Source organism: Burkholderia sp. Ac-20344, from assembly GCF_017104975.1.
Classification (GTDB): domain Bacteria; phylum Pseudomonadota; class Gammaproteobacteria; order Burkholderiales; family Burkholderiaceae; genus Burkholderia.
In genome coordinates this window covers 31,087-56,629 of sequence record NZ_JAAGPP010000043.1, presented here as the reverse complement: position 1 = coordinate 56,629, position 25,543 = coordinate 31,087, and the positions used below count along the sequence as shown (strand labels likewise).

21 protein-coding genes are annotated in these 25,543 nt (G+C 58.3%); 7 read left to right on the top strand and 14 right to left on the bottom strand.

Annotation, left to right across the window (positions count from 1 at the left end; translation table 11 throughout):
* Nucleotides 1-876: MFS transporter (locus G3N64_RS16175; protein WP_205784832.1), on the bottom strand; the 876-nt coding region annotated here is incomplete at its 3' end.
* Between the two features lie 63 nt (nucleotides 877-939).
* Here G3N64_RS16175 and tetR point away from each other — a divergent pair.
* Nucleotides 940-1,572, top strand: coding sequence for a tetracycline resistance transcriptional repressor TetR (gene tetR, locus G3N64_RS16170; protein ID WP_205784831.1), 633 nt, complete (start codon nucleotides 940-942; stop codon nucleotides 1,570-1,572).
* A 5-nt stretch (nucleotides 1,573-1,577) separates the two neighbouring features.
* Here tetR and miaA read toward each other — a convergent pair whose 3' ends face one another.
* Nucleotides 1,578-2,561 carry a tRNA (adenosine(37)-N6)-dimethylallyltransferase MiaA gene (gene miaA, locus G3N64_RS16165; RefSeq protein WP_205784830.1) on the bottom strand — a complete coding sequence of 328 codons (984 nt, stop codon included), beginning with the start codon at nucleotides 2,559-2,561 and terminating at the stop codon, nucleotides 1,578-1,580.
* Complete coding sequence (mutL, locus tag G3N64_RS16160) at nucleotides 2,558-4,549, bottom strand: DNA mismatch repair endonuclease MutL (protein WP_205784829.1); 1,992 nt, start codon at nucleotides 4,547-4,549, stop codon at nucleotides 2,558-2,560. The genes miaA and mutL overlap by 4 nt, the downstream gene beginning before the upstream one ends.
* A 172-nt stretch (nucleotides 4,550-4,721) precedes the next feature.
* Here mutL and G3N64_RS16155 point away from each other — a divergent pair, with 172 nt between their 5' ends.
* Nucleotides 4,722-5,405, top strand: a complete 684-nt coding sequence (locus tag G3N64_RS16155; RefSeq protein WP_205784828.1) for a DedA family protein — start codon at nucleotides 4,722-4,724, stop codon at nucleotides 5,403-5,405.
* A 79-nt stretch (nucleotides 5,406-5,484) separates the two neighbouring features.
* Here the strand turns inward: G3N64_RS16155 and G3N64_RS16150 are convergent, their stop codons facing one another.
* The 4 genes from G3N64_RS16150 to G3N64_RS16135 form a co-directional block, all read right to left on the bottom strand.
* On the bottom strand, nucleotides 5,485-6,297 hold the full coding sequence (locus G3N64_RS16150) for a mechanosensitive ion channel family protein (protein ID WP_205784827.1): 813 nt from the start codon (nucleotides 6,295-6,297) through the stop codon (nucleotides 5,485-5,487).
* A 98-nt stretch (nucleotides 6,298-6,395) separates the two neighbouring features.
* On the bottom strand, nucleotides 6,396-6,596 hold the full coding sequence (locus tag G3N64_RS39750; protein WP_241021011.1) for a sugar phosphate nucleotidyltransferase: 201 nt from the start codon (nucleotides 6,594-6,596) through the stop codon (nucleotides 6,396-6,398).
* Nucleotides 6,597-6,879: 283 nt separating this feature from the next.
* The gene (locus tag G3N64_RS16140; RefSeq protein ID WP_241021010.1) at nucleotides 6,880-8,820 is read right to left on the bottom strand and encodes a capsular biosynthesis protein; all 1,941 of its coding nucleotides are present in this window, start codon (nucleotides 8,818-8,820) and stop codon (nucleotides 6,880-6,882) included.
* A 29-nt stretch (nucleotides 8,821-8,849) separates the two neighbouring features.
* The gene (locus G3N64_RS16135) at nucleotides 8,850-10,001 is read right to left on the bottom strand and encodes a glycosyltransferase family 1 protein (RefSeq protein ID WP_205784825.1); all 1,152 of its coding nucleotides are present in this window, start codon (nucleotides 9,999-10,001) and stop codon (nucleotides 8,850-8,852) included.
* A gap of 167 nt (nucleotides 10,002-10,168) precedes the next feature.
* Between G3N64_RS16135 and G3N64_RS16130 the strand changes: the two genes are divergently transcribed.
* From G3N64_RS16130 to rfbC, 5 genes are all read left to right on the top strand, one after another.
* The gene (locus G3N64_RS16130) at nucleotides 10,169-11,341 is read left to right on the top strand and encodes a polysaccharide biosynthesis/export family protein (protein ID WP_205784824.1); all 1,173 of its coding nucleotides are present in this window, start codon (nucleotides 10,169-10,171) and stop codon (nucleotides 11,339-11,341) included.
* Nucleotides 11,342-11,564: 223 nt separating this feature from the next.
* A complete protein-coding gene (rfbB, locus tag G3N64_RS16125; protein WP_205784823.1) occupies nucleotides 11,565-12,623 on the top strand; it encodes a dTDP-glucose 4,6-dehydratase in 1,059 nt (352 codons plus the stop codon).
* 2 nt (nucleotides 12,624-12,625) lie between these two features.
* Nucleotides 12,626-13,516, top strand: a complete 891-nt coding sequence (gene rfbD / locus G3N64_RS16120) for a dTDP-4-dehydrorhamnose reductase (RefSeq protein WP_205784822.1) — start codon at nucleotides 12,626-12,628, stop codon at nucleotides 13,514-13,516.
* 18 nt (nucleotides 13,517-13,534) lie between these two features.
* The gene (gene rfbA / locus G3N64_RS16115; protein ID WP_205784821.1) at nucleotides 13,535-14,419 is read left to right on the top strand and encodes a glucose-1-phosphate thymidylyltransferase RfbA; all 885 of its coding nucleotides are present in this window, start codon (nucleotides 13,535-13,537) and stop codon (nucleotides 14,417-14,419) included.
* On the top strand, nucleotides 14,416-14,958 hold the full coding sequence (rfbC, locus tag G3N64_RS16110; RefSeq protein WP_205784820.1) for a dTDP-4-dehydrorhamnose 3,5-epimerase: 543 nt from the start codon (nucleotides 14,416-14,418) through the stop codon (nucleotides 14,956-14,958). Before rfbA ends, rfbC begins: the two co-directional genes overlap by 4 nt.
* Before the next feature lie 38 nt (nucleotides 14,959-14,996).
* Here the strand turns inward: rfbC and G3N64_RS16105 are convergent, their stop codons facing one another.
* From G3N64_RS16105 to G3N64_RS16075, 7 genes are all read right to left on the bottom strand, one after another.
* On the bottom strand, nucleotides 14,997-17,294 hold the full coding sequence (locus G3N64_RS16105) for a glycosyltransferase family 2 protein (RefSeq protein WP_241021009.1): 2,298 nt from the start codon (nucleotides 17,292-17,294) through the stop codon (nucleotides 14,997-14,999).
* A gap of 285 nt (nucleotides 17,295-17,579) precedes the next feature.
* Nucleotides 17,580-18,974, bottom strand: coding sequence for a sulfotransferase (locus G3N64_RS16100; RefSeq protein ID WP_205784819.1), 1,395 nt, complete (start codon nucleotides 18,972-18,974; stop codon nucleotides 17,580-17,582).
* Nucleotides 18,971-20,185: a glycosyltransferase family 4 protein gene (locus tag G3N64_RS16095; RefSeq protein WP_205784818.1), complete on the bottom strand. Its 1,215-nt coding sequence runs from the start codon at nucleotides 20,183-20,185 to the stop codon at nucleotides 18,971-18,973. Before G3N64_RS16095 ends, G3N64_RS16100 begins: the two co-directional genes overlap by 4 nt.
* 17 nt (nucleotides 20,186-20,202) lie before the next feature.
* Nucleotides 20,203-22,425, bottom strand: coding sequence for a glycosyltransferase (locus G3N64_RS16090; protein ID WP_205784817.1), 2,223 nt, complete (start codon nucleotides 22,423-22,425; stop codon nucleotides 20,203-20,205).
* 111 nt (nucleotides 22,426-22,536) lie between these two features.
* Complete coding sequence (locus G3N64_RS16085) at nucleotides 22,537-23,193, bottom strand: ABC transporter ATP-binding protein (RefSeq protein ID WP_205784816.1); 657 nt, start codon at nucleotides 23,191-23,193, stop codon at nucleotides 22,537-22,539.
* Nucleotides 23,190-23,996 (bottom strand): ABC transporter permease, encoded by an 807-nt coding sequence (locus tag G3N64_RS16080; protein ID WP_346778819.1) that lies wholly within the window; start codon nucleotides 23,994-23,996, stop codon nucleotides 23,190-23,192. The genes G3N64_RS16085 and G3N64_RS16080 overlap by 4 nt, the downstream gene beginning before the upstream one ends.
* Nucleotides 23,989-25,137, bottom strand: coding sequence for a hypothetical protein (locus G3N64_RS16075; protein ID WP_205784815.1), 1,149 nt, complete (start codon nucleotides 25,135-25,137; stop codon nucleotides 23,989-23,991). The genes G3N64_RS16080 and G3N64_RS16075 overlap by 8 nt, the downstream gene beginning before the upstream one ends.
* Between the last annotated feature and the right edge of the window lie 406 nt (nucleotides 25,138-25,543).

Sequence of the window (25,543 nt, the reverse complement as noted above, 5' to 3'; positions counted from 1 at the left end):
CGCCGCGAGCCCGAGCGCGTCGCCCGCGAGGCCCAGCGCGAGCGCGCGGCGCTCGCCGAGCCGCGCAATCAGCGGCCCGATCGCGAATGCCTGCGCGAGTGCGTGGCACGCGCCGTAGCCCGCCAGCGACAGCCCGGCGACCGGCGTCGACCAGCCGAAATGCTCCTGGCCGTACAGGATCCACAGCGTCGCGGGCGCCTGCGACACCAGCGCCACGACCACGTAAATACCGAGCAGCGGCACGAGCGCCGGCGCGCCGGTCAGCCGGCGCAGGCTGGCGAACGGGTTGAGCGCGCCGGCTGCATGGCCTTCGCGGGCCGAACGCGGCCGCGATTCCGGCAGCGTGCGCCAGACGAGCACGAGATTGAGCGCGTTGAGCACCGCGGCCGCGACGAACGGCGCGCGCACATGCAGCGCGCCGAGCAGGCCGCCGATCAACGGGCCGGCGATGAAGCCGACGCCCATCATCGCGCCGAGCTGGCCGAAGCGTCGTGCGCGGTCGGGTTCGGCGGTGACATCGGTGACGTACGCAGTCGCGACCGCGACGTTCGCACCGGTGATGCCCGCGATCAGCCGGCCGACGTAAAGCCAGGCGAGTGTCGGCGCGAGCGCCATCAACAGGTAGTCGAGCGCGGCGCCCGCGAGCGACACGAGCAGCACGGGCCGGCGGCCGAAGCGGTCGCTCAGTGCGCCGAGCAGCGGTGCGCACAGGAACTGCGCGAACGCGTACAGCGCGAGCAGTACCCCGTAGTGGGTGTCGGTGCTGCCTGCGTCGGCCAGCGAGCGCAGCAACCCGGGCAGGATCGGCATCACGATCCCGACGCCGATCGCGTCGAGCAGGACCGTGGCCAGGATGGCAATCAGGGACGGATTCAAGAGCGTAACTCTATCGGTGATAGAGTGGCGATTATTCCACAGCTTTCCCTATCGGTGATAGAGATGAAGGACACAGGGGCGCGGCTGACGCGCGACACGGTACTGCGCGCGGCGCTCGAACTGCTCGACGAAGTCGGCATCGACGGGCTGTCGACACGGCGGCTCGCCGAGCGGCTCGGCGTGCAGTCGCCAACGCTTTACTGGCACTTCCGGAACAAGGCCGAACTGCTCGATGCGATGGCGGAGGCGATCATGCTCGAGCGTCACGGTGCGTCGCTGCCGCGAGCGGGCGACGCGTGGGATGCGTGGCTTCTCGACAACGCACGCAGTTTCCGTCGTGCGCTGCTGGCCTATCGCGACGGCGCGCGCCTGCATGCCGGTACGCGGCCGCGCGCGCTGCATTTCAGCTCGATCGAACGCAAGGTCGCGCTGCTCGGCGACGCGGGTTTCGCACCGGACGAGGCTGTCGACGTGATGTATGCGCTTGGCCGCTTCGTGGTCGGATGGGTGCTGGAGGAGCAGGCGGAACCGGGCGGCGAGGCCGATGCGCCGCTGCCGGACGCGGCCGAGTATCCGCTGCTCGCGAAGGGCTGGGCCGCGCTGCGTGAGCGCGGCGGCGACGAAGCGTTCGAGCGCGGCGTCGCGTTGATCGTCGATGGCGCCCGCGCGCGCCTGGCCGCGCGCGGGCGCGGCTGACGCGGTTAGCCCGGCGTGCTGCCGTCGAGCACGCGTTCGAGCGCGTCGAGTGCGCGGGCTGTGGAGTCCGGCGCGATGCAGTCGACGACGATCCGCTCCGGCATCGCGCGCAGCCAGGTGATCTGGCGCTTGCAGAGCTGGCGCGTCGCGAAGATCCCCTTGTCGCGCATCGTCCGGTAGTCGGTGTCGCCGTCGAGGAATTCCCACGCCTGCCGGTAGCCGACGCAGCGCATCGACGGCAGGTCGGGATGGAGGTCCTCGCGACGGCGCAGCCGCTCGACTTCGTCGATGAAGCCCGCGTCCAGCATTGCGTCGAAGCGCTGCGCGATCCGTTGGTGCAATACCGCGCGATCCGACGGTTCGAGCGCGACCGGCACGAAGCGGTAAGCGGCGGCCGCATCGTCGGTGCGCCGCGGCGCGGCGAGGAGCGCCGACATCGGCTGCCCGCTCAGCATGAACACTTCGAGCGCACGCTGGATCCGCTGCGAATCGTTCGGTGCGAGCCGCGCGGCCGTGTCGGGATCGACCTGCGCGAGCCGCGCGTGCAGCGCGGGCCAGCCATCGCGTGCGGCTTCGGCATCGAGTGTCGCGCGCACGTCCGGATCGGCGCCCGGCAGGTCGTTGAGCCCCTGCGTCAGCGCCTTGTAGTACAGCATCGTGCCGCCCGCGAGCAGCGGCGTGCGGCCGCGCGCGGTGATCTCGCCGATCAGGCGCAGCGTGTCCACGCGGAAACTTGCGGCCGAATACGCGTCGGCCGGATCGATGATGTCGATCAGGTGATGCGGCACGCTCGCGCGCTCGTCACGCGACGGCTTCGCGGTACCGATATCCATGTCGCGGTAGACGAGCGCCGAATCGACGCTGACGATCTCGATCGGGCGGCGCGCGGCGAGCGCCAGCGCCGCGGCCGTCTTGCCCGAAGCGGTGGGGCCGAGCAGGCAGGCGATCGTCGTCGGACGGGACTGCGGGGACACGCTGGACACGCTCATTGCCCGCGCATGAACAGGCGGTCGAGATCGTTCAGCGTGAGCTGATACCACGTCGGCCGGCCGTGATTGCACTGGTCCGCGCGTTCGGTCGCTTCCATCTGCCGCAGCAGTGCGTTCATCTCGTCGAGCGTCAGGCGCCGGTTCGCGCGCACCGCGTGGTGGCACGCGAGCGTGCCGAGCAGTTCGTGCTGACGCTCGGTGAGCACGCGCGAGCCGCCGAACGCGTGCAGATCGGCGAGCACCGCGCGCGCGAGCGACTGCAGGTCGGCATCCTTCAGCAGCGCCGGTACCGCGCGGATCGCGAGCGTCGTCGGCGACAGCACCGCCAGGTCGAAGCCGAGCGATTCGAGCGTGTCGCGTTCTTCCTCGACCGTGCCGATCTCGACCGGCGTGGCCGTCATCGAGATCGGCAGCAGCAGCGCCTGCACGGCGACCGAGCGGTCGGCAAGCGCGTTCTTGAACTGTTCGTACAGGATCCGCTCGTGGGCCGCGTGCATGTCGACGATCACGAGGCCGTGCGCGTTCTGCGCGAGCACGTAAATGCCGTGGATCTGGCCCAGCGCGAAGCCGAGCGGCTGCTCGTCATGCGCGGTGGCAGCGATCGGCGAAGCAGAGAACCCCGGCAGCGGCGCGATCGGCGTGTCGGCCGAATCGCGGGCGATGGTCGTCGTGCCGTCCGGCGTGCCTGCGCCCGTGTCCTTGCGGCCGAACAGCGCGTCATAGAGTGCGAGCGGCTGCGCGACGGGCAGCGTGCCCTGGGTCATCCGCGCCTGGCGCATCCAGGTGTTGCCTGACGATGACGATGAGGACGACGACGGCGAGAAGCCGCTGCCGCCGGTGGCGTTGCCCGGCTGGCTCTGGCCGAGCGGCGTAGCCAGGAACGAAGCGGGCCCGCGCGGCGCCGGTTCGATATGGGCGGCATGGCCGCCCGCCGTGGTTTCCGGCGATGCGCCCGCGTGACGCGCGAGCGCGCGCTGGACCGCGTGGAACACGTACTGGTGGATCGAGCGCGAATCGCGGAAGCGCACCTCGATCTTCGACGGGTGCACGTTCACGTCGACGGCTTCGGGCGGCAGGTCGAGGAACAGCACGTACGACGGGTAGCGGTCGCCGTGCAGCACGTCCTCGTAGGCCGCGCGTACCGCGTGCGTCAGCAGCTTGTCGCGCACGAAGCGCCCGTTGACGAAGAAGTATTGCTGGTCGGCGCGCCCGCGGCTTGCGGTCGGCAGGCCGGCGCAGCCGTAGACCGCGAGCGGGCCGGCCTGCTCGTCGAGCGGCAGGTGCGCGGTCGCGAAGCTGTCGCCGAGGATCTTCGCGACGCGCTGCGCGGGCTCCGTCGCATTCCAGTGCTCGACCGCCTTGCCGTTGTGCAGCACCGAGATCGCGACGTCCGGCCGCGCGAGCGCCGCGCGGCGGATCATTTCCAGGCAGTGGCCGAACTCGGTCTGCTCGCTCTTCAGGAACTTGCGCCGCGCGGGCGTGTTGAAGTACAGCTCGCGCACCTCGATCGTCGTGCCCGTCGAGCCGGCGGCGGGCGACAGCACGCCCGTCTGCGCGTCGATCTTCATCGCATGCGCGGCATCGGCCGTCCGGCTCGTGATCGACATCTCGGCGACCGACGCGATCGACGCGAGCGCTTCGCCGCGGAACCCGAGCGTGGCCACCGCCTCGAGCTCCTCGAGCGAGCGGATCTTGCTGGTGGCATGGCGCATCAGCGCGAGCGCCAGTTCGTCCGGCGGAATTCCGCAGCCGTCGTCGGTGATCGAGATGCGCTTGACGCCGCCTTCTTCCAGCACGATGCGCAGCGTCGTGGCGCCGGCGTCCATCGCGTTCTCGAGCAGCTCCTTGACGACCGACGCCGGGCGTTCGACGACCTCGCCGGCGGCGATCTGGCTGATCAGCTGGTCGGGCAGGGGCTGGATCGCGCGCAGCGGGCGCGGAGCAGGGGCGGGCGCGGCGCCCGCGGCCGTTTCGGTGATATCGGACATGGCCGAATTATAGCGAGGCGGCGAATGCGTGCCGGGGCGACCGCCGGTTACGTTTTTTCACGGAGCCTTAAGGTAGTTTCGGTATCATGGGTTCGTTACACGCACCGCCTTGACCGGCGGGCGCTTCCGCCTTTCTGGCCGTTCCGGCCCTATCGCCTTCGAGGAATCGCATTTGGATACGCTGCTTCATTTCGTCAATCTTGTCCTGCATATCGACGCCTTCCTCGGCGATTTCATCCGGCAGTACGGCGCATGGGTCTATCTCGTGCTGTTCCTGATCGTGTTCTGCGAGACGGGGCTCGTCGTGTTCCCGTTCCTGCCGGGCGATTCGCTGCTGTTCATCGGCGGTGCGTTCGCGGCGACCGGCGAGATGAATGTCGGCCTGCTGATCGTGCTGCTGCTCGTCGCGGCGATTTCCGGCAACACGGTGAACTACATGATCGGCCGCTGGATCGGCCCGAAGGTGTTCAATACGCATATCCCGGTGCTCGAGCGCTTCCTCGATCGCGCCGCGCTGCAGAAGACCCACTCGTTCTACGACAAGCACGGCGGCAAGACGATCGTGCTCGCACGCTTCATTCCGGTCGTGCGGACGTTCGCGCCGTTCGTCGCGGGTGCGTCGTCGATGAGCGCCGCGCGTTTCCAGCTCTTCAACGTGATCGGTGCGCTGGTGTGGGTGCTGCTGCTCGTGCTGCTCGGCTATTTCTTCGGCAACATCCCGTTCATTCGCCAGTACCTGAACGTGATCGTGCTGGTCGGGATCGGCGCGGCGGTCGTGCCGGTCGCGCTTGGCGCGGTGTGGAAGCTGGTGCGGGGACGGCGGTCGGATAACGCGCCGAAGGCGGGTGGGCGCTGAGCAGGAGCGTTTCGTCCTCGTCTCGGTGCAGTAAAAAAAGCGTGGCGGCTGCCACGCTTTTTTTCGTCCGGTGCCGCCGTTACGCGTTGCGATGCGAGATCGGGGTTTCGGGCGTCGGGTATTGCGCGTCGCGGAACGTCTCGATGATCACGCGGTTGGTGTCGCAATACACCTGCCAGTAGTTCTCGGGTGCCGTGGACGGGCGCACGAACAGCAGCGGGCCTTCCGGCGTGAACTGCAGCACGCCGACGTCCGGCGCCGGGGTGGTCAGCACGTTCGGGATCTGCTGGATCGACGTCTTCAGGCGGTTGATCGCGTCGACCGCATCGACGCTGTTTGCGATCTTCGCGGTCAGGTCGACGCGGCGGTGCGGCGTGGCACTGTAGTTCGCGATGTTGTCCGAGAAGATCTTGTTGTTGCCGACGATCGTCACGATGTTGTCGGCGGTGACGATCGTCGTGCCGAACAGGCCGAGCTCCTTCACCGTACCCGTGACGCCGCCTGCGCTGATCACGTCGCCGATCTTGAACGGACGCAGCACCTGCATGAACACGCCTGCGGCGAAATGCGCGAGCAGGCCGCCCCAGGCGGTGCCGATCGCGAGGCCGAGGCCGGCGAGCAGGGCAGCGAACGAGGTCGTCTGCACGCCGAAGATCTGCAGGATCGCGAGGATCAGCAGGATCGTCAGCAGCACGCCGACGACGGAGGTCAGGTAGTCGGTCAGTGTCGGGTCGACCTTGCCGCTGCGGCGCACGACCTTGCCGAGCAGGCGGGTACCGATGCGGATCGCCCAGCGGCCGACGAACCACAATACGATCGCGGCGAGGAGGTTGAGGCCGAAGTCGAGACCGCGGGTCATCAGGAATTGCTGGGCTGTGGCGAGATCGATCATGCGTTCTCCGGGTAGATAATCGGGGCGTAACGTGCGCCTGGCTGCGCAGTTATACCTGTGCGACGGCAGTACGGCAATCGAGCGGGTGCGGTGAGATGCTAAAGAAATGTCAAAGACATGAATGCCGGCACGTTCTGCACGACGTCGTCGGACGGAAGCACAAGAAGCAAGGCATCCGGATCATCGCGTAACGCAATATGTGCGGCAACAGCAATGGCCGGTGCTGTGTTGCGGCCGAGCGGTTCCAGCACGATTGCTCGCGGCTTGATTCCGGTGTGCTGAAGTTGTTCGGCAACCATGAATCGATGCGCGTGATTCGCGATAATGATGGGGGGTGCGATCCCCGGTATTTCATTCGCCCGCTGAACTTTTTGCGGGATAGTGTTTGCTCGCCCGCCAGCTTCAGGTATTGCTGCGGATTATTGGCCACAGCCGGCTGCCGTTGCCGCTGCACAGAATGGTCGGATGGAGGCTCATGTGGAACACCTCTGCAGGGCATCGGTTGTCGAGGTGAGCCATTCTCGCAAAGCATGGCGCTACGAAACGCCAATTTGGTCGCCTTTAGCTGCTGTGTAAGCGACGCTAGATAGAGTGGTCACGAGTCATGACTCGTCGATACTGCCACGAAAGATGGCGCACGATATTGCGAGTCCAGCGGAATGCCTTCAAGTAGGGGCGCCAGCGATCCTGTGCGACGTTTCTCAGCGGACGCGCAGCAGCCTCCGCCAACTGGCTGACGACGGCTTCGGGAGTTGTGAAGAGCCGGAGTTTCCAGTCCCAGTAAAGCGGGTAGTGCAGCAGAGCGCCTGCCACCAGCATATCGAGCGACAAAGTCCGCTCCCGCCAAGGTAGGGGGGAGAGATCGTCGTCGGTCAGGCCCCAGCCGGCATAGAACGGTAGCCCGTAGGTACAGACGGTCTTGCCCCGCAGCAACGCATCGAATCCGGCAAGAGACGATAGCGTATGCACCTCATCGGCCGCCTCGATGAGTGAGATCATGTCTGACTGGGAGTCAACGATGTTTGCCAACTGGGCGGCATGGGTGAGGCCGTTCCGGTTTCCGGACAGCACATCCGGGTGGGGCTTGTACACGATGAATGCTTCGGGGCGACGCCAGCGTACGCGGCGCAGCAGTGCGTCAAGATTGTCGATGCCGCGCGTGCCGAGCCGGATAGATGCGTCATCGGCGACTTGACCAACGACAAGCACGACTTTTTGATTGTCGGGTGCCAACCAGGTAGGCGCTTTGCGCCCGAGGTTGTATTTAGTGATGCCGGCCGCAACGATTTGACCTCGTAGTGCGGCAGCGCGTGCTAACTCCGCCGGGAGGAAGTTTATCGTGTTGAGCAGTGTCGACAGATCGCTTGGCGTACTGGCATCGAAATAGATTCCGCGCCGATCGATGACCTGACTGCGTGGCGCGGACATGTCGGAGCCTAGTCCACTGGAATGGATGAAGCCGTCCTCCATCCTCACCCGCGGCGTAGTGGCAGGTAGCGCTGTCGCGTCGCGTGCGCCCCATAAGACCGCATGTTCGTCGGTACCGAGCGTGGTCGGTTGGGCACTCCAGCGTAGGCGCCCTCCGCCGGCATTCAGATAGGGCGTTGCAAAAGGGCGTTTCCACCATTGAAAGTGGATGCCAGCAACGCGTCGCAGATCGGCAAAACGGTGCGCAACTGCGTGCTGTAGGTCGACAGCATCGAGAACTGCGTCGAGTGTGCCAACCGTGTATGTCTCAAGGTTCAGGTAGCGCGCCGAACGCGAAAAGACGGCTTCAAACAAAGCGGCGAGTGTGGGGCGCGCGTGACGGCCGGGCAGTGGCAGCGCATCGTTCGTGAGTCCCCAGCCAGCATAGTAGGGTGCGCCGAACACATAGGTCGGCACCCCGGCGAGCAATGCCGCCATGCCTTCCGAGGCGGCAACTGTATAGATTTGGTCGGCTTGTCGCAGGATATCGCGCAGCGAACTCGAGCTGGAGACGGAGTGCACGTTACGAGGCAAACGTGCTCGTTCCGACAACCAAGGGCCTCTACCGGGATCGTTGCTACGCAAGAGCCAGACTTGTGCGTCGGATTGAAATTCCTCGAGATGCCGAAGCAGCGCGGAGAATTGACGACAACGGTCACGAGCGGACGCGCCCACGTCGATCTCTGAACGGATGCGCTCGTCCATGACGACAACATGTTTGCTTCCGTTGTTGAGGCGCAGCGCATCCGGCAGTGGATCGATTCGGCTACGCAGGTGCAGCGCATCGCTCTCAAGTACGCGAGACATCAGTGTTGCGTTTCGTCTTGATGCGCCGAGCCGTGGTTCTGAGCGGAGAATTGCGTCGAGTGAGTCTATCAGCGCGTTCTGCGGCGCTCTCTCGACGGATACCTGGAACCACGAAAGCCTCGCTGCGGAAGGGGATGGCCGTGCAGCGAGCGGCCCGGGCCATACTGTCGTACTCGCCGATGCACTGATTCGGTGCGTGGGTGAGCAGGCGGGCCGTCGCTGGCGGATCAGTACGTTCTCGATGCGCAACGTGGCTGCTCCTGAGATTCGTCGTCGCGTCAAGCGAGCGAGTCGAGAAACGCGTCGACTCGCTCGAAGTGTTCGGACCATGTTGGTCCACGGAAATGAGCAACTCGGGCCATTTGAGCTGAGCGTTCGGCGCTGTTGGCCGGCACGTATGCGAGGATTCGGTTAATCCAGTCGGTGCCGTCAAGCGGGTCGAGGTAGTCCGGAATGTCGGCAGCGATCTCATGGAAGATTGCGAGATTGCTCGCAATGACGGGCACGCGCAGCATCAGAGCCTCGACAAGCGGCAGGCCATAGCCCTCGACGAACGACGGGAAGAGGAGCGCCCGCGCGTGTTGGAGCAGTGCATGAAGCCGCTTGTCGGAGCAATTCGACTCTTCGTGCACTAGACCGCGAAGCTCTGCGCAGCGTTCAAGCATATCGACCACGTTTTCGCATTCCCAGCCGCGACGGCCGATGATCACGAGTCGCGGCGCTGCTGTTCCCAAGCGTTCCGCAAGGCGGCGCCAGAGATGCAGGACGAACCAATGATTCTTGCGCGGTTCGATGGTACCGAGCATTACGAAGTAGGGCGCGTCGAGGGGGGGCGGCGCTGGCGCGTAATGCGAGACTGCAGGTGCGAGATGTGCAACGACGCTCGGTGGCAGCGAAAGTCCAGCGCGCCGAGCCTCGATGGCTAGCTCGTCGAGTGTCGCATGCGAATTCGCGATTAGACCGCTCGCGTGCTTCAATGCCGTGCGAATACGCAGACGGTGAGTCGCGTCGACGCCAGGGCGGCAATATTCCGCATGCGTCAACGGAATCAGATCGTGGACCATAAAAACGGGACGAGCGTTTAGCGCGCGCATGGTCCGGTAGTATCGCGGAAACTCCATCCCGTTGTGGCTTGTATGCAACAAAATTGCCCGTTCAAATCGATTTGTGTTGAACCGATTCAGCAGCGCCCGCGCAACGATCGAACGCACCTCGTTTTTCTCCCGCCGAGGTGACAGCAACAGATTGAAGATACGTTGTGAATTGCTTTCCGTCAGGACGGTTGAGAAACCCCGCTCACTGAAAACCGCCCGTGCGCAATTTCCGTATCGCTTGATATACGCGAGTCCAACCCGGTCAACTCCGGTCGGGATGAGTCCGTCGTAATGGCGCGTGGTCAGGCGGGTGACGTCGAGGAGAATGTTTGTCACTCGGTTGAAATAAGAGTGTGCCGGGAGGCGATGGATGTTGTTCCGGAGGGGGCTTTGTACCCCGTTAAGGTTGCGAGTTGGGATGCAACAATTTTCCAACCGCTTATTCTATGGCATGTTGCATTGTGCGACAATTCGCGCCAGCCCATATTTATCGACCGCATCACATGCCGCATTTGCTCAGTCGTGCTGTACTGCCCACCTTGATAGTCGGCGTGCTTACCGGGTGTTCCGTTGTTCCGACATCCGGACCGAGCACTGCACGTATTAATCAAGTCGCTGACTCCTCGAACAATCCAGCCGAGGCTGCTGGCATCCAGGTCGTCGATATGACCGATGACGTCGCGCGCAAGCTCCACGCGGAGCGCGGACAAGCGGATTTTGCGACAGCACTTGGGGATACGGCCCAGTTTCGTCAGCAACTCGGCGTCGGCGACTCGATTGAAGTGTCGATCTGGGAAGCCCCTCCAGCGACCCTGTTCGGTGCATTGCAGGGTGACAGTCGAGGTGGCCCGAGCAATGCCCGCGTTACAGTCTTGCCGGACCAGACCATCGATGGAAGCGGCATGATAAACGTGCCGTTCGTGGGTAACGTGAAGGCTATCGGACGGACGCCGGTGCAACTCGCAGCCGACATTACCGGGCGCCTGAAGAACATCGCCCACGATCCGCAGGTGCTCGTCAAGCTATCGCGTAACGCAACGTCGTACGTTACGGTTGTTGGGGATGTCGTTAGCAGCAATCGAATGCAACTCTCCGCTCGCGGCGAACGCCTGTTGGACGCGCTTGCAAACGCGGGCGGTGTTCGGCAACCAATTGACAAGATCACCCTACAGGTCACGCGTGGCAACGAAGTCGTATCGTTGCCGCTGCAAACGGTTATTCGCGATCCGAGACAGAACATTCCGCTGCGCGCGGGGGATGTGGTAACTGCATTGTTTCAACCTTACAGTTTCATGGCGCTTGGTGCGACTGGCAAGAATCAGGAAATTAACTTTGAAGCGCAAGGCATCACGCTTGCGCAAGCTCTCGCGCGGGCGGGCGGTTTGGAGGATTCCCGTTCCGATGCCAAGGGTGTGTTCGTGTTCAGAATGGAAAAGGCGAATGCACTTGCATGGCCCCACTTGCCTGTTCGAATCACGGCGGATGGCAGGGTTCCCGTTATTTATCGACTCAACTTGCATGATCCCAATTCGTTCTTCGTGTCCCAGAGCTTCATGATGGACAACAAGGATCTGCTATACGTGTCGAACGCACCCATCACGGATATTCAGAAGGTACTTAATTTGGTATTTTCTGTCGCTTACCCCGTTGTTACCGGTGTGCAGACATTCAAGTGATGGCTCTATTGAGGTCGCATCTGCATAGTTCCGGAGCGTGAAGTTGCGACATGCGCAAGGGGATTTCTGACTGCACGGGACGGGGTGCAGTGGATGTTGCGTCTTTCCTGCTGCGCTCAGTTTCAACGAGACGTGAGCATCTTATGCTACATGCGGCAGGCTTGCTGGGCGGCGTCGTCTTTGTTTCGCTGCGTATAAAAGCGGTAATCATTTGGGGATTTTTATGCTGCTTGTTACTGGAGGGGCTGGTTTTATTGGCGCCAATTTTGTGCTCGATTGGCTATCAACGAGTGACGAGCCGGTGATAAATGTCGACAAGCTGACGTACGCAGGAAATCTCAATACGCTTAAATCATTGGAAGGTGATGCGCGGCATATTTTCGTGCGCGGAGATATTGGGGATCGAGCGCTGGTTGCCAATTTGCTGAGGAACCACCGACCGAGAGCAATCGTGAATTTTGCGGCCGAATCGCACGTCGATCGCTCGATTCAAGGGCCGGGCGAATTTATTCAAACGAATGTTGTTGGTACGTTCAATTTGCTCGAATCGGTACGTTCATACTGGATGGAGCTTACCGGCTCCGAGCAGCAAGCTTTTCGTTTTCTGCACGTGTCGACTGACGAGGTGTTTGGTACGCTCGCGGACAATGATCCGCCGTTCACGGAGAGTGATACATACGAGCCGAACAGCCCATATTCGGCGAGCAAGGCGGCGTCCGATCACCTAGTGCGCGCGTGGCACCATACTTACGGTTTGCCGGCACTCACGACCAATTGCTCAAATAATTATGGGCCATACCATTTCCCCGAGAAATTAATTCCGCTCGTGATCCTGAATGCACTTGCCGGAAAATCTTTACCAATTTATGGAGACGGTCGACAGATTCGCGATTGGCTGTATGTGAAGGATCACTGTGCGGCGATTAGAACCGTTCTGGCCGACGGAAGAGTTGGAGAGACTTACAACGTGGGCGGCTGGAACGAGAAACCGAACATCGATGTGGTGCGCACTATCTGCCGCATTCTCGACGAATTAAAACCGCGTGCAGATTCTGAATCATATGCGTCGCAAATCACTTATATTCAGGATCGTCCCGGCCATGACCGACGCTATGCTATCGACGCGCGCAAGCTTGAGCGGGAACTTGGCTGGAAACCAGCCGAGACTTTCGATACCGGTATTCGCAAGACCGTTGAATGGTACCTATCGAACCAGTCTTGGGTAGAAAACGTCACGAGCGGACAATACCGTACTTGGATTGAACGGCAGTATGGGGAGTAAAGATGGCGCGTATTCTGATTACCGGTTCGAACGGCCAAGTCGGTTTTGAATTGCAGAGAGCAATTGCGCCTCTCGGCGATGTTGTGGCAATGGACCGAAGCGGTTTGGATCTCAGCGATCCAAATGGCTCGATTGAGGTGCTGGAGCAACATCAACCGAACGTGATTATCAATGCCGCGGCGTATACCGCTGTGGACAAAGCAGAGAATGAGTCCGATCTCGCAAGAGCGGTTAATACCGTTGCCCCAGGGGTCATTTCCGAATGGGCTGCGCGCAGGAACGCGCTATTTGTGCACTATTCGACCGACTACGTATTCGACGGGACTGGCGAGAATGCGTATCGTGAAGATGATCCGGCCAATCCGCAGTCCGTCTACGGTGTTACCAAACGCGATGGTGAAGACGCGGTCCGTCGTGCGATGTCGAAGCATTTGATACTGCGGACCAGCTGGGTTGTCGGTGCGCACGGCGGGAATTTTCTCAAGACGGTTCTGCGGTTGGCACAGGACCGTGACACACTTCGCATCGTCGCCGATCAGTTCGGCGCGCCGACATCGGCTGAATTGATTGCCGACGTCACCGCTCAGTTAGTCTCACGCTATTTATCATCTCCCGAATCCTTTACATTCGGGACTTATCATCTCGCGGCATCCGGTGAAACGAACTGGTGCGAGTATGCTCGCTATATTCTGACGCTCGCGGAAGCAAAAGGTCTTGATCTCAGGGCCCGCGCGTCCGATATTCAGCCGATCAAAAGTCACGAATATCCATTGCCGGCAAAACGTCCGGCGAATTCGCGCCTCGACTGCACGAAGCTTGCAACGGGATATGGCTTGGTGTTACCGGATTGGCGAGAAGGCGTCGCCCATGTTTTTGAGCAGCTGCATCCTTGACGCAGGAACGACTATAGCATGAAGCGTAAAGGCATCATTCTCGCCGGTGGGTCCGGAACTCGGCTTTATCCGGCAACTCAAGCGATCAGCAAGCAGTTGCTGCCGATCTATGACAAACCGATGATCTATTATCCGTTGAGCACGCTAATGCTCGCGGGGATTCAGGATATCCTTATTATCTCGACACCGCAGGATACGCCTCGCTTCGAGCAATTGCTCGGTGACGGTTCGCAGTGGGGAATCCGCCTGCAATACAAGGTGCAGCCAAGTCCAGAGGGCCTTGCGCAGGCGTTTCTGCTCGGTGAGGCGTTCATCGGATGTGATCCGTCCGCACTTGTTCTTGGCGACAATATCTTTTACGGACACGATTTCGCAAGCTTGCTTAGAAGCGCTGCAATTAAAGCGTCGGGAGCGAGCGTATTCGCCTATCACGTGCAAGATCCCGAGCGGTATGGGGTCGTGGAGTTCGACCATGCAGGAAAAGCGGTCAGCATTGAGGAAAAGCCAGCGATACCGAAATCTCATTACGCGGTGACGGGTTTGTACTTTTATGATGAACGTGTCGTCGACTTCGCGAAGTCGATCAAACCCTCGCCACGCGGCGAACTTGAGATCACCGATCTCAATGCGCTGTACCTAAAGGAAGGGTTGCTCGATGTAAAAACGATGGGGCGCGGCTATGCTTGGCTTGACACCGGAACACACGATTCGATGCTCGAAGCATCGCACTTCATTGCTACGATGGAGCATCGACAAGGCCTGAAAATCGCCTGCGTCGAAGAGATTGCATACCGGCTCGGCTACATAGATGGGGAGCAGCTTGAGCAACTTGCGCAGCCACTCAGCAAGAATGGATACGGACGCTACTTGCAGAACGTTCTGAAGGAGGGCAAGGTCCAATGAACGTCATCGATACGATCATTCCAGACGTCAAGATATTTGAACCAAAGGTGTTTGGCGACGCACGTGGTTTTTTCTTTGAGAGTTTCAATCATCGCTCGTTTGAAGAAGCAATCGGTCAGTCAATCACTTTCGTGCAGGACAATCATTCGAAGTCGACAAGGAACGTCGTGAGGGGGTTGCATTATCAGATCCATCACGCACAGGGAAAGCTGGTCCGCGTTGTCGCGGGTGAGGTATTTGATGTCGCGGTCGATATTCGGCGCTCGTCGCCGACGTTCGGTCATTGGGTCGGTGTGACTCTGTCTGAGGAAAACAAGCGTCAATTGTGGATACCTGAAGGGTTTGCTCACGGCTTTGCCGTGACGTCGGATGCAGCCGAATTCCTATATAAGACGACCGATTACTGGCACGCAGACGCCGAGCGGGCAATTCGTTGGGACGATCCAATGCTAGCGATCGAATGGCCAATTACCGACGACGCCCTCGTTTCGGACAAGGATCGTGCGGCCTCGGCATTCAAAGACGCTGCATATTTCTAAACGCCGAGGTGCCCGTTAGGTTAGGCGGGCAGAAGGACTTATTGCTTCATGAACGGTAACCAAGGGCGTTCGCCGCGCGGCCGGTGCGCCAAGGTGAAATCCTCTTTTTCCAACGTCAGGTTGGGGTTGTAGAAACGATCCGGTTCGGAATCCGTTTTCCACCGCGCCCGCATGTAGTTTTTTTCTCGTTCGAATCTCGCACGGCTCTCCGCCGATGCTTGGTCACTACCGCGTGAATATGATTCGTGATGGTACAGGACTGCATAAGGCGTCCATGTAACTTGGTATCCTGCCGCACCTGCACGTAAGCAGAAATCGACGTCATTGAATGCGACGGTCAGATCCTGCTCGTTGAGGCCGCCGAGTTCCCGGTAAATTGATCGTCGAACAATCAGGCAGGCGGCGGTAACCGCCGAGAAGTTTTGCGTCAGTACGGCGCGCCCTGCATAGCCAGAGTGCGTTCCGGGATACAGGCGATGCGCGTGACCCGCAAAGCCTCCGATGCCGATGACTACCCCCGCATGCTGAACGAAGCCGTCGGAATAAAGTAGTTTTGCCCCAACGACGCCAACTTCGGGTCGAAGGGCTTGAGATACCATTTCGTTTAACCAGTCAGGTGAGACGACCTCGACGTCGTCATTCAGCAAACCGATGATCTCGCCGGTTGCGTGTTTTTCCGCGAAATTGTTGATGGCAGAATAGTTAAACGGCGCGTCGTAGTTTATGACGCGAATCTTGTCGTGATTCGAAATCTGATTGAGGTAATTTATTGTCTCGGAGCATGTGCTCTGATTGTTAATGACGATGACCTCGTAATTTTTATACTTCGTTTTACGGAGGACGCTCTCAATGCATTGCTTCAGAATATTCCGGCCGTTACGTGTCGGAATCAGAATGCTGACCTGAGGTTGTCTCTCTGGAATCGGATAGATGACGCGATAGGTGCCAATGAAATGGCCATGCTCGACCCGCGTGCCTGGTTTGTCGACAAGAAAGTCCTGTATGGCGCGCAATGCGGCGTCATAGGCGTAGTGTTTGGCATTCGGATTGGCCGCCGTCGATTCGCCGTGAAGGCGCCAATGATAAAGGACGTGTGGAATGTGTCGGATCTGGTCCGGTCGACTCGCGCGCACGCATCGCAGTGCCAGATCGTAATCTTGGCTGCCTTCATAGCCGACACGAAATCCCCCGATTTCGCGAAGCAGGGAGGTTCGGTATACACCCAGATGCGAAATCATGTTGTGCGAAAGGAAAAGATCGGGGTTCCAGTCGCTCTTAAAATATGGATCGCTTCGATTGCCTGCGTTGTCAATCTTATCTTCGTCAGAATAGACGATGTTTGCATCGGGGAAGCGATTGATCTCCAGCGCAACATGGTAGAGCGCATGTTTCGGCAGCAGATCATCCTGGTCGAGAAGCGCAACGAAACTCCCTTCAGCGATTGCAAGCGCACTATTCGATGCGGCTGATATGTGGCCGTTGACGTCCCTGAAATGTACCTTGATACGCGAATCTAGTGCCGGTAATGATGTCAGGAACGGTCGGACGTCGCTAGCGGTGGAGCAATCGTCTGCAATGCACAACTCCCAATTCGAATACAACTGATTTCGTACCGATTCGATCGCCTCTTTGAGATAATCCAATGGGGGATTGAACGTCGGCATTACAATCGAAATCCGCGGCTTCTGCGAGAATTGCTCGATATGGGATCGAATGGCGGCCTCGTCTGCATTGCTCAATGCAGTGTAATTTTCGATGAACGTCTGATAGGAAGGCGGTGCAGAATGAATCCTGAGTTTCGCACAGTCCTCATAGGCGCCGTGGAGGTCAAGGATGATGCGTCTTGCCTTTAGCGAGTACTGCTTCGCTTGATTGGTTTTTCTAAACTTCCAGATGTCGCTCGCAACCCACTCGGCCATCCTGGCGACGCGTTCAATTTCAGTGATTGCCGTCATGACGATCGACTGTTGTACGATCACACCCTTGCCGCGCATCGGCACCCAACGAAGTGCGCGAACAGTCGGCGGAAGTTTAAATATGTGCTTGATGTTTCCGGGCCGGGTCGTGGGAATAACAATGCATTCTGCCTCGGAAAACCCTGAGCCGCTGTCGATATACAGTTGTGCCTGAAGCTGTGCGCCACGCCGAACCAAAGACGATTGCATGTACACCCATCCACGAGGATATATACCGTCTATTGGAATTAGGTCGAACGTAGGATCGGTGCCGGTAGATGTCCACGTATTCGATCGGGTGTCGTCTATCGCCACGTCTTGCATGGGCGCCAGCTTGAATAAGAACGCGCGGCGAATAAACGGAATGGATTGGGCAGGCATTTAACTTTGTCGGTAAGCAATGAAGCATATTTGGCTGCGATGAACGCTGCCTGGCTGGAGCTCGTTACTTCTCCGTTTGCGGCGCACGGGTTACTTGCCGTACAGACCAATGCTATCAAGCACGGGAAGCATATCTACTGCATAGGCGTCGGGGGACGTTGTCATCGGTCGAACAACATGCGGTTGCGGTTTGATCGATCGATATCGGCCCACGGGCACAGAGCCGTTTGCCGGGGCGCGTTCCTTCCCCCCCGGCACATGTCGACGCATCGATGTCGGACATGATCATGATGTGATATTGTCTGGGCCGTGAACGTCCGATGCGATATTCTGCTTTGGAGCGCACGCAGTATTAATGAGTTCACTCGGCAGCGACCGCTCGCTTCCCACGGATTCAATGGCGGATTCGAGTGACGTGCCGATAAGGGAGGTATTTTTCGTGCCGTCGACCGTTTCGTCGGGCGACAACATGAATGTCTGGTCGCGCCTAGCCATGATGTTCGCGACATGAAATGAGGAACCATGTGCCATTGATGTCGCGTTAGTGTTCGCGGCGTCTGCCTCGAATGTTGTCCGGTTGGACGCGGTTGCGCCGGAGCTCAGGCTGGAGAGGATGCGATCCTGCTCCAGGATCCGTTCTTCGTAATTCAGGCACAACTGCCGAAGGCGCGTGATCTCTTCCGCTTTGCTTCCGAGCATCGTACCGAGCGAGCTCAACTCCCTCTCGTAGTTGTCGATCAACGTTCGAAGTACAAACGGATCTTCGGAGTAATAGTCCGATGCGGCCATACGCCGAATTCCGCGCGCAATGGCGGTCGTGCGTTGTTCGTGGCGACGCCAGCCGGTATGGCCGATCCCGAGCCTGTCAAGTTCGTCATAGATCGGCTGAAGTCGATCCGCCAGATAAACAAGGAATTCGTCAGGGATTGAAACCTCCGGAGACGAGTTGACCTTGTCGCCTGCATTGTCGATCGCTGGGAATTGATGGTCGATTTCGAGGAAGTCGCATACGCTTGCCAGTGCTTCTCGGGGGGTTTTGCGAAAATCCTCAAAGTAGAAGACTCGAAGTTCGTGATCCGCTAGGAACCCTCGGAGATTCTTGATAATCTCATCGTAGCGCGCATGCTTCCAGAACCAATCTTGATTGAGTGTTTCCTGGAACCGCTGAAAATATTCATGTGAGATCTCGTGAGCGAGTCCGTTCCAAGCAAGCTCGAACTTATAGTGCGACCAAACTCGTTCGAGCGGGTCACGGAGCACGTAAACTGCCCGGATATTCTTCGCGTTTGCTCGAACCAGTTGCCACCCGGCTTCATCGAGACAGCTGTTCAGATTCGAGAAATCGGCACAATACTTGGAATTCCCGGCATCCTGGTATAGCGACTGATACCATCGATCATCGATTTCATGCTGCGCGGCATACCGCCCGAACCATTTGAATTCAGTGGCATGGTCTTCTACGAAATCGCCAGAATAACCGTTCTGTTGATCGAGATAAGAGGCAAGTGCGCGGACCCGGTTGTCTCGGGATTCGAAATCGCAATGTTGCCTAACATGAGCGAAATAGTGTATTTCTTTCTGAGGCGGAAAATAAATGTCGGGATGATCTTTGAGTTGTGTATAAAGCCACGATGTCGATGCCTTCATCGCGCCGACGCTCATGAAAAGATTTTCGATCATTTTTGTTGTGCCAATTTATGATTGAATAGTTCGGCAAGCTGACTAATTTGCTGTGACGAGTAGCGTATGTTTCCGGAAGTGGACCGTTGTTTGTATTTTTCAGGATTTTGATCGATGATATTCAGCGTTGACGAGATGGCATCGGCTGTTGGGTCTACAACAAAACCGTTTTCTTCGATGATTTCTTCTCCGATGGCGCCGACATTCGATGCGACAACCCAACAGCCACAGGCAACTGCCTCCCGGGTAACCAATCCGAAGCTTTCCGGCCAGAGCGAAGGAGCGAACAGTACGTCGATACGCCCGTACACATCGATGATCCGTTGCTGTGCGACGCGGCCAATGATGGTGACGGGCACGTCACCCCAGAGGGTCTTCTCGAAGAAGTTCTCCGGTTGTGAATGATCGACGACCAGTGCCTCGATATTGTTCGATCCGCTTCGCATGACGGCGTCGCGGAACAAAAAGAACCCCTTGTGAGTGGCCATGCCACCGATGTGCCCACAGATAACGCGTTTGCTATATGACGTGTCTTTTACTTTCCAGTCAACGAAATCGGAAATCCCGTTCCGATTCGTCAGGCAATTGGAGATGCCGTTACTCTGGTAGAGTTTCGTATATGTTTCCGAGACGCACAATACATCTTCAGCGTCCGCGAGCAATGCCTTGAGGTAGTTGCGACGCTGAAGCGATTCCTCCCAGGTGATGCCTTCTGGTAGTTGATACTTTGAGAATGGGTCAGGATGCCCATCGGAATAGACATTTCCTCTTGCATCAGTCAGGAATTGATAGTCGGAAATCCACCATGCATCGTGAGCTGTGACATAGTACGGAATACCACGGTTTCGTGCCGACTCGACAATGCCCCCGCCGAGGCGCTGGATGCAATGGAAGTGAATTAGATCTGGCTTTTCGAACTCCAAAAACTGATCGAAGATTTCCCCAATTTTCGGATCGGTTTCGTGCCAGTCCATGTTGACGCGCCACAGAATCGACGTCGAATAGACGCGCACCCCGTTGTGGATGTACGGGCGCAGCGTGTACGGCTTGTGATTGTGCGCATCGCTGGTGAACACGACCAGATCGAAATCCTCCGAATACTGTTCCGTCAGAAGTTGCGCCTGATCGGCAACGACGCGCGTTGCTCCCCCGATTGCTTGAGGCGGGAAAAAGACATTGACAATGGCGATTTTCGGTCTGTTGTTACTCATGGCTTCGCGACGTGTAATCAGATTCCTGAATGCTGGCGAACAGCAGAATCGATGAAGTTGACGATGTTTTCAGAAAGCGCTTCAGGCATGTAAGTTGACCGAATGCGCGTTTGCGCGGCGACGCCGATTTGTTGCCGGAGGGACGCATCAACCGTGAGCTTCTCGAGGTACTCGTACCACTCCTCGTGGCTCGTTGCCAGGAAGCCGGTAACCCCATGGTTGATCGTGTCGACATAGTTTTTCGTCTTGCTCATGATCGATGGGATGCCGAAATGCGCGGCCTCCATCCACTTGATCTCGCTTTTGCAGTCGTTAATGATGTCGTCGTGCAGAACAGCGAGATTGATGTCAACCGATGACAGGAAATTCAGGTAGCTCTTCGGTTCGAGTACGGAGTGGAACTGAACGACTTGATTCCCATGCTTCTTCAGGAACAGTGCAGGGAGCTTGAGATGGCCGATTGTGACGAGGCGCGTCTTCGGATAGTTCTGCAGCAGCTTGTCGATTGCCGGTAGTGCGATATCGATGAAATCGCTATTGTGCGCTAGTGTTCCGCTGCCATAGAAGATATTAATATACCCTGACGAGTTCGCGGCCGCTTTTGTCGACTTCAATATGATGTCGTCCAGCGCATTGCGATGGAGAAATCCCGTTCGATATCTGACCAATTCAGACAACTTGTCGAGTAACGGCTTGGTAGACGATATCGCGAAATCGCAAAGCGTCGCGGCTGCACGGAATACGGCCGTATCTTTGGTCAGGTTTGCATAGACTTGCAGCGACACCTGGCCCCCGAACGATTCGATAGGCGGTGGGCTGACCGGATCGATAAGCAGATCGTCGATATCGTAGAACGTGATTTTCCCGAGCGCCCTGGTACGCTCGATCGTGCGGATGGTTCGGATCGCGGCGGGTACCCTGTAGAAAATTACGACGTCGTGGAAATTGACGAGTTCGTCACATTGGTCATGATCGCGATAATTGACAGCGGTAGCCTCATAGCCGGCGAGTTCCAGTTGTTCGACTTTTTGTTCGATCCGATACCGTAGGCATTGCGGCAGATCAAACGTCCCGATGATCAGGACACGGTTGCTGCGAATCGGGGTAGAGAGTTTGCGCTGCGTGGAGTAGGCGGTGAAAAACCGGCCGTATGCATCAGCAACGAACTTCGTGGCAGCCTCTGACGTTTCGATAAGCGCGTTGCGCTCGTGGCTGATCGCAAGACAGTTGAATACCTGCTCCTGCGTATACCAGTAGTTGTACAGGATGTCGTCGAGCTTGTCGGAGAGAAGATCGAGATTGGATTGCGTTGCCGTCGCAGCAATCAGTACTTCAACTGCTTTGTCGAACTGATGCACCTTGGACAGAGCATGGGCGAGATTCTGTGGAACCCATTCTGAGCGGGAGCCGAGCTTCAGCGCATGCCGGTAGTGAGCGATCGCCTGCTGCAACTCGTGACGATTAACGGCAAGATTGCCGAGATGCTCGTGCGCAAGTGCGGTAGGCGCAAAATGGAGCGACAACTGATACAACTCGTTCGCCCGTGAGCGAGACTCGATACGTTCTTGATGCAGGGCGAGCTGGAGGTAAAAATTGGCGTTGGTTGCAGCATCGTCAGAAATCGACAACTTGCGTACCGGAATCTGAGAGGCAATTTCCTTGAGTGCAGTAAAGAAATTCGGGTAATGCTCGTCCGGATTCAGTCGGTGAATTTCGTCAAGAGTCAATTGCGAGGGCAGCACGCGGCGCGTGACGCCCAGCGACGAGAGAAAGTCGTCGAGTGACGGAAATCGGCCGCCTTGACGTCCCTGCTGGAGCCAGTGCTGGATCGCTTCCTCTCTGCTCTTCAAATGAGCTAGGTCCGGGTGGGCGTCGACATAGAATTGCCAGTCGAACCGGAATGGTCGACCGTGCGCAGCGCCTGTTTTCAGATAGTGATAAGTCGCGTGATAGTTGCTTGGCAACGCGGCCTTGACGTCTGGATTGAGCGCGACATAGGTTTCCGGTGAAAAGTCCTCGGGCAGGTCTGCGGGGTCGAGGTGCTCCTTCTGAAGCAGCGCATTCAGATTAGGATGACGGCCTTCTTCCGGCCCTTCCTTGCGCCAATGCATAACCAGTCGGGCGTCACTCAGCGATGCCAGATCGCTGTACCAGCAGCGATAGAACGAGAGGTCGAGTTCGGCCGGAGTAGTGTCGCGGCCCGATGCATTTCTGCGAGATCTGAGAAAGATTTTTTTCATTGCCGGCCAAATTTAAATCGATATCCAGGTTTTCGTGACAGTAAAGTGCGGTGAATATCGATTGATCGTGAATGCAATTGGTATTTGTAGTTTAAGAAAAATTCTAATGATTTAAACGTTGGATTCGCTGTAGTAGAAATCAAGCGCATTGTCGACAGTGTCGAAATTGTGCAGCTTTCCGGACACGAGTACGGCGGCGCGATCACAGTGTTCGCGCATATATCCGGCATCGTGGGAAACGATAATCATGGCGCGATCCTTTCTCTTCTCGAACAATTCGTGGTGACACTTCGCATGAAAGCGCGCATCACCGACTGCCACAATCTCGTCGATCAGGAAACAGTCGAAATCGACGGCCAGGGAAATTGCGAATGCGAGTCGCGCTCGCATTCCGGATGAGTATTTCTTGACGGGCTCCCGCAGGTACACGCCGAGTTCGGAAAAGTCATCCACGTACGGCGCAACCTTGGCGAAATCCACCCCGTAGATACGGCAAATGAAACGAAGGTTGTCGTATCCAGTGAGGCTGCCCTGAAATGCTCCGCCGAACGCAAGTGGCCATGAAATGGTCATATTCCGCTCAATGTTGCCGGAGGTCGGAAATTCGGCGCCGCTGATCATCCGGATGAGCGTCGATTTGCCCGCGCCGTTGCGGCCGAGGATGCCGACTTTTTCCCCTTTCTGCACGTTCAGGTCGATCTTGTCGAGGACGACGCGTGGGCCCTGGCGGGTGTGATAAACCTTTGTGACGGCTTTGATTGCGATCATTCCGGCTCCACGCGTTTGCTGACGTCCCTGACCAGCATCATCCCGATCAACGTCAATACGGAATTGGCCGCGATAAAGTAGAGAAGGTTTTCGTGCGTCCGGACAATGTTTCCGAAGTACCCGTGCCGAATCATTTCGGCACCATGAACCATCGGCAACACGAGAATGTACGGATGTACCGCCTTCGGTAGCCAGTCGACCATGAAAACGGCACCCGAGAACGGGAAGAGGAGGTAAGTGGCGGTGTGCCAGACGCGCTCAAACACCTCCGAGCGCTCGGAGGCGGCGCCGATCGTCAGGCCAATGGCGAATGCGAACCAGCATTGCATCAGCCAGCCGATCGTCATCGTAAGCAAATCGGCAGGAAGCGAAGCCAAGCCAAGCGCGGTAAATATCAGGACCAGGAGCGACAGGGATGCGGTGGCGCCAGCCGTTTCAAGTATCAAGCGTGATAGGAAGACGTCGAGTACCCGGACATTGCGGTGATAGAGCAAGCTCAGGTTTGGCTCGATTGCCTTCGAGCAGCGGTTGCCGGAGTTTCGCCAGACAAGCAGTGACGAGTAACCAGTCACGGCGAAGCCGGCAATAGGCAGATTCGAGCCATGGGTGAAGTGACCGAGAGACCAAACGATCGTGACCCCCGACGTGAACATCATCGGTTCAAGAAAGAGCCACAGAAAGCCGAAATTGTGACGTCCATACCGCGTGATAATCTCGCGCATTAGTAGCGCGAAAATGACCTGGCGCTGGATCTCGAACGAGCGCCAGAGAGAAGGCTTAATGGTCGTTGTCGTGTCAGTCACGATGCTCTCGAATGCCGGCGATCAGGATCGTTAGAACACCCCAGGCAATGATGCCGAGGATCAAGGTCGCAAGAATATTCCGCAGGCGACGCGGTTCGAGTGCCATATCCGGTTTGGACGGCTGTACGACACGCTCGAGATAAAGTTGCTTGCGCATCGCATCGTTCCGGGCTTGCTCGAGCGAAGCGAGCGCGACCGCGAGTTGCTTATCGGCAAAATCTCTCTCGAGAGAGAGGCGTTCATATTCGGCGGCCTTGTTGGCAAGCGAGCGGTCGCCACCGGTAACTTGATTGCTTCTTTTGGCAATCTCGTCGCGCAGCGAGCTGATCCGGTTCACTAGGATCGGAATTTGGGGGTTGTCGCGCGATGCTTGTCTGACCTGGTTGAGAGTGACCGTAGCCGCGGCCATTTCATCCTGAAGATTGGCGACCTGTTGAAGCTGCAGGGCGGACTGCCGCTCCGGGTCGATCACGCCCTTCTTGTTCCGGTAATCCGAAAGATTGAGCGCCGCGGTTCTGGCGCGTTGTTCGGCCGTCTCAACTTCGCGCGATGCAAACTTGATCATGTCTTCGCGCGCGCGGTTGTTGAGCTGGTTGACCAGGCCTTCGCTTATCTCGATGAGGTTTTCGTTCGCAGCGTATGCCTGCTCCGGCGTGAACGCACGCGTGGTGAGGGTCGTGATCGACGATGCCGAGTCGAGCTGGACCGTTACCTTGTTTTGGTAGTAGCGGTAAAGCGCTTCAAAACTCTTGTCAAACGAAAAGCCACCAAACCGGCTGAATATGTCGACTGCCGGTGCCGAGTAACCGGCGGCGAGGTCGATTTTTTCGTTTAAGCGCTTCAGTGCGTCGCGCGAGAGGATGTAGTCCTCGACCGTATAGCTGTCGTCCTGCGAGCGAGACAGCCCGGTGTTAGTGAGCAACGCGCCGAGCGTACTTTGAGATTGGCGCTCGGGGCTCCGTACCACGAAGCGGGATTCTGAGATGTAGACGTCGGATGCGATCAGACCATAGTACGTCGTGGCAACAACTGTCGGGATGACCACCGTGCAAATGAAGAGCGGGCTGGCGCGACGAAGCTTGTTCGTTACTTTGTGCACCAGCGACTCTCGGCGCGCTGCGGAAGAAGCGGTAACTTCCATTTCGAATCGATCACAATCAAAGAGTGGGGTTTGGCGAACGTGTCGCATCAAACGGGAACGTACGGTGCAGCGAGCAAAAAAATCTCAAGTAAGCTGCGGTACACGGCAGACGGGTCGGTGTTGCTAATTCGGGCATGATCGGCAGGCATCCGAGACGAAGATGTCGAACAACAGATCGGCTACGTAGGAAAGCGAGTCGGACATTCGAGTCGAGTACCTAGTCGGCCGACTCCCAGGGTTTCATCGACGCCCGGACGGCTGCCCGCGAGGCGATGCGCAATGTCGGTGACACTGGGTACAGTGCGGCTGGATCGCTGCTGAACCGGTAGTCGGGCGGTGCGCATCCTTCGTCGAGCAATTTTAGCGTTCGAACGGGAAGCGCTCCAGCAATCGCTCAATAATGGAG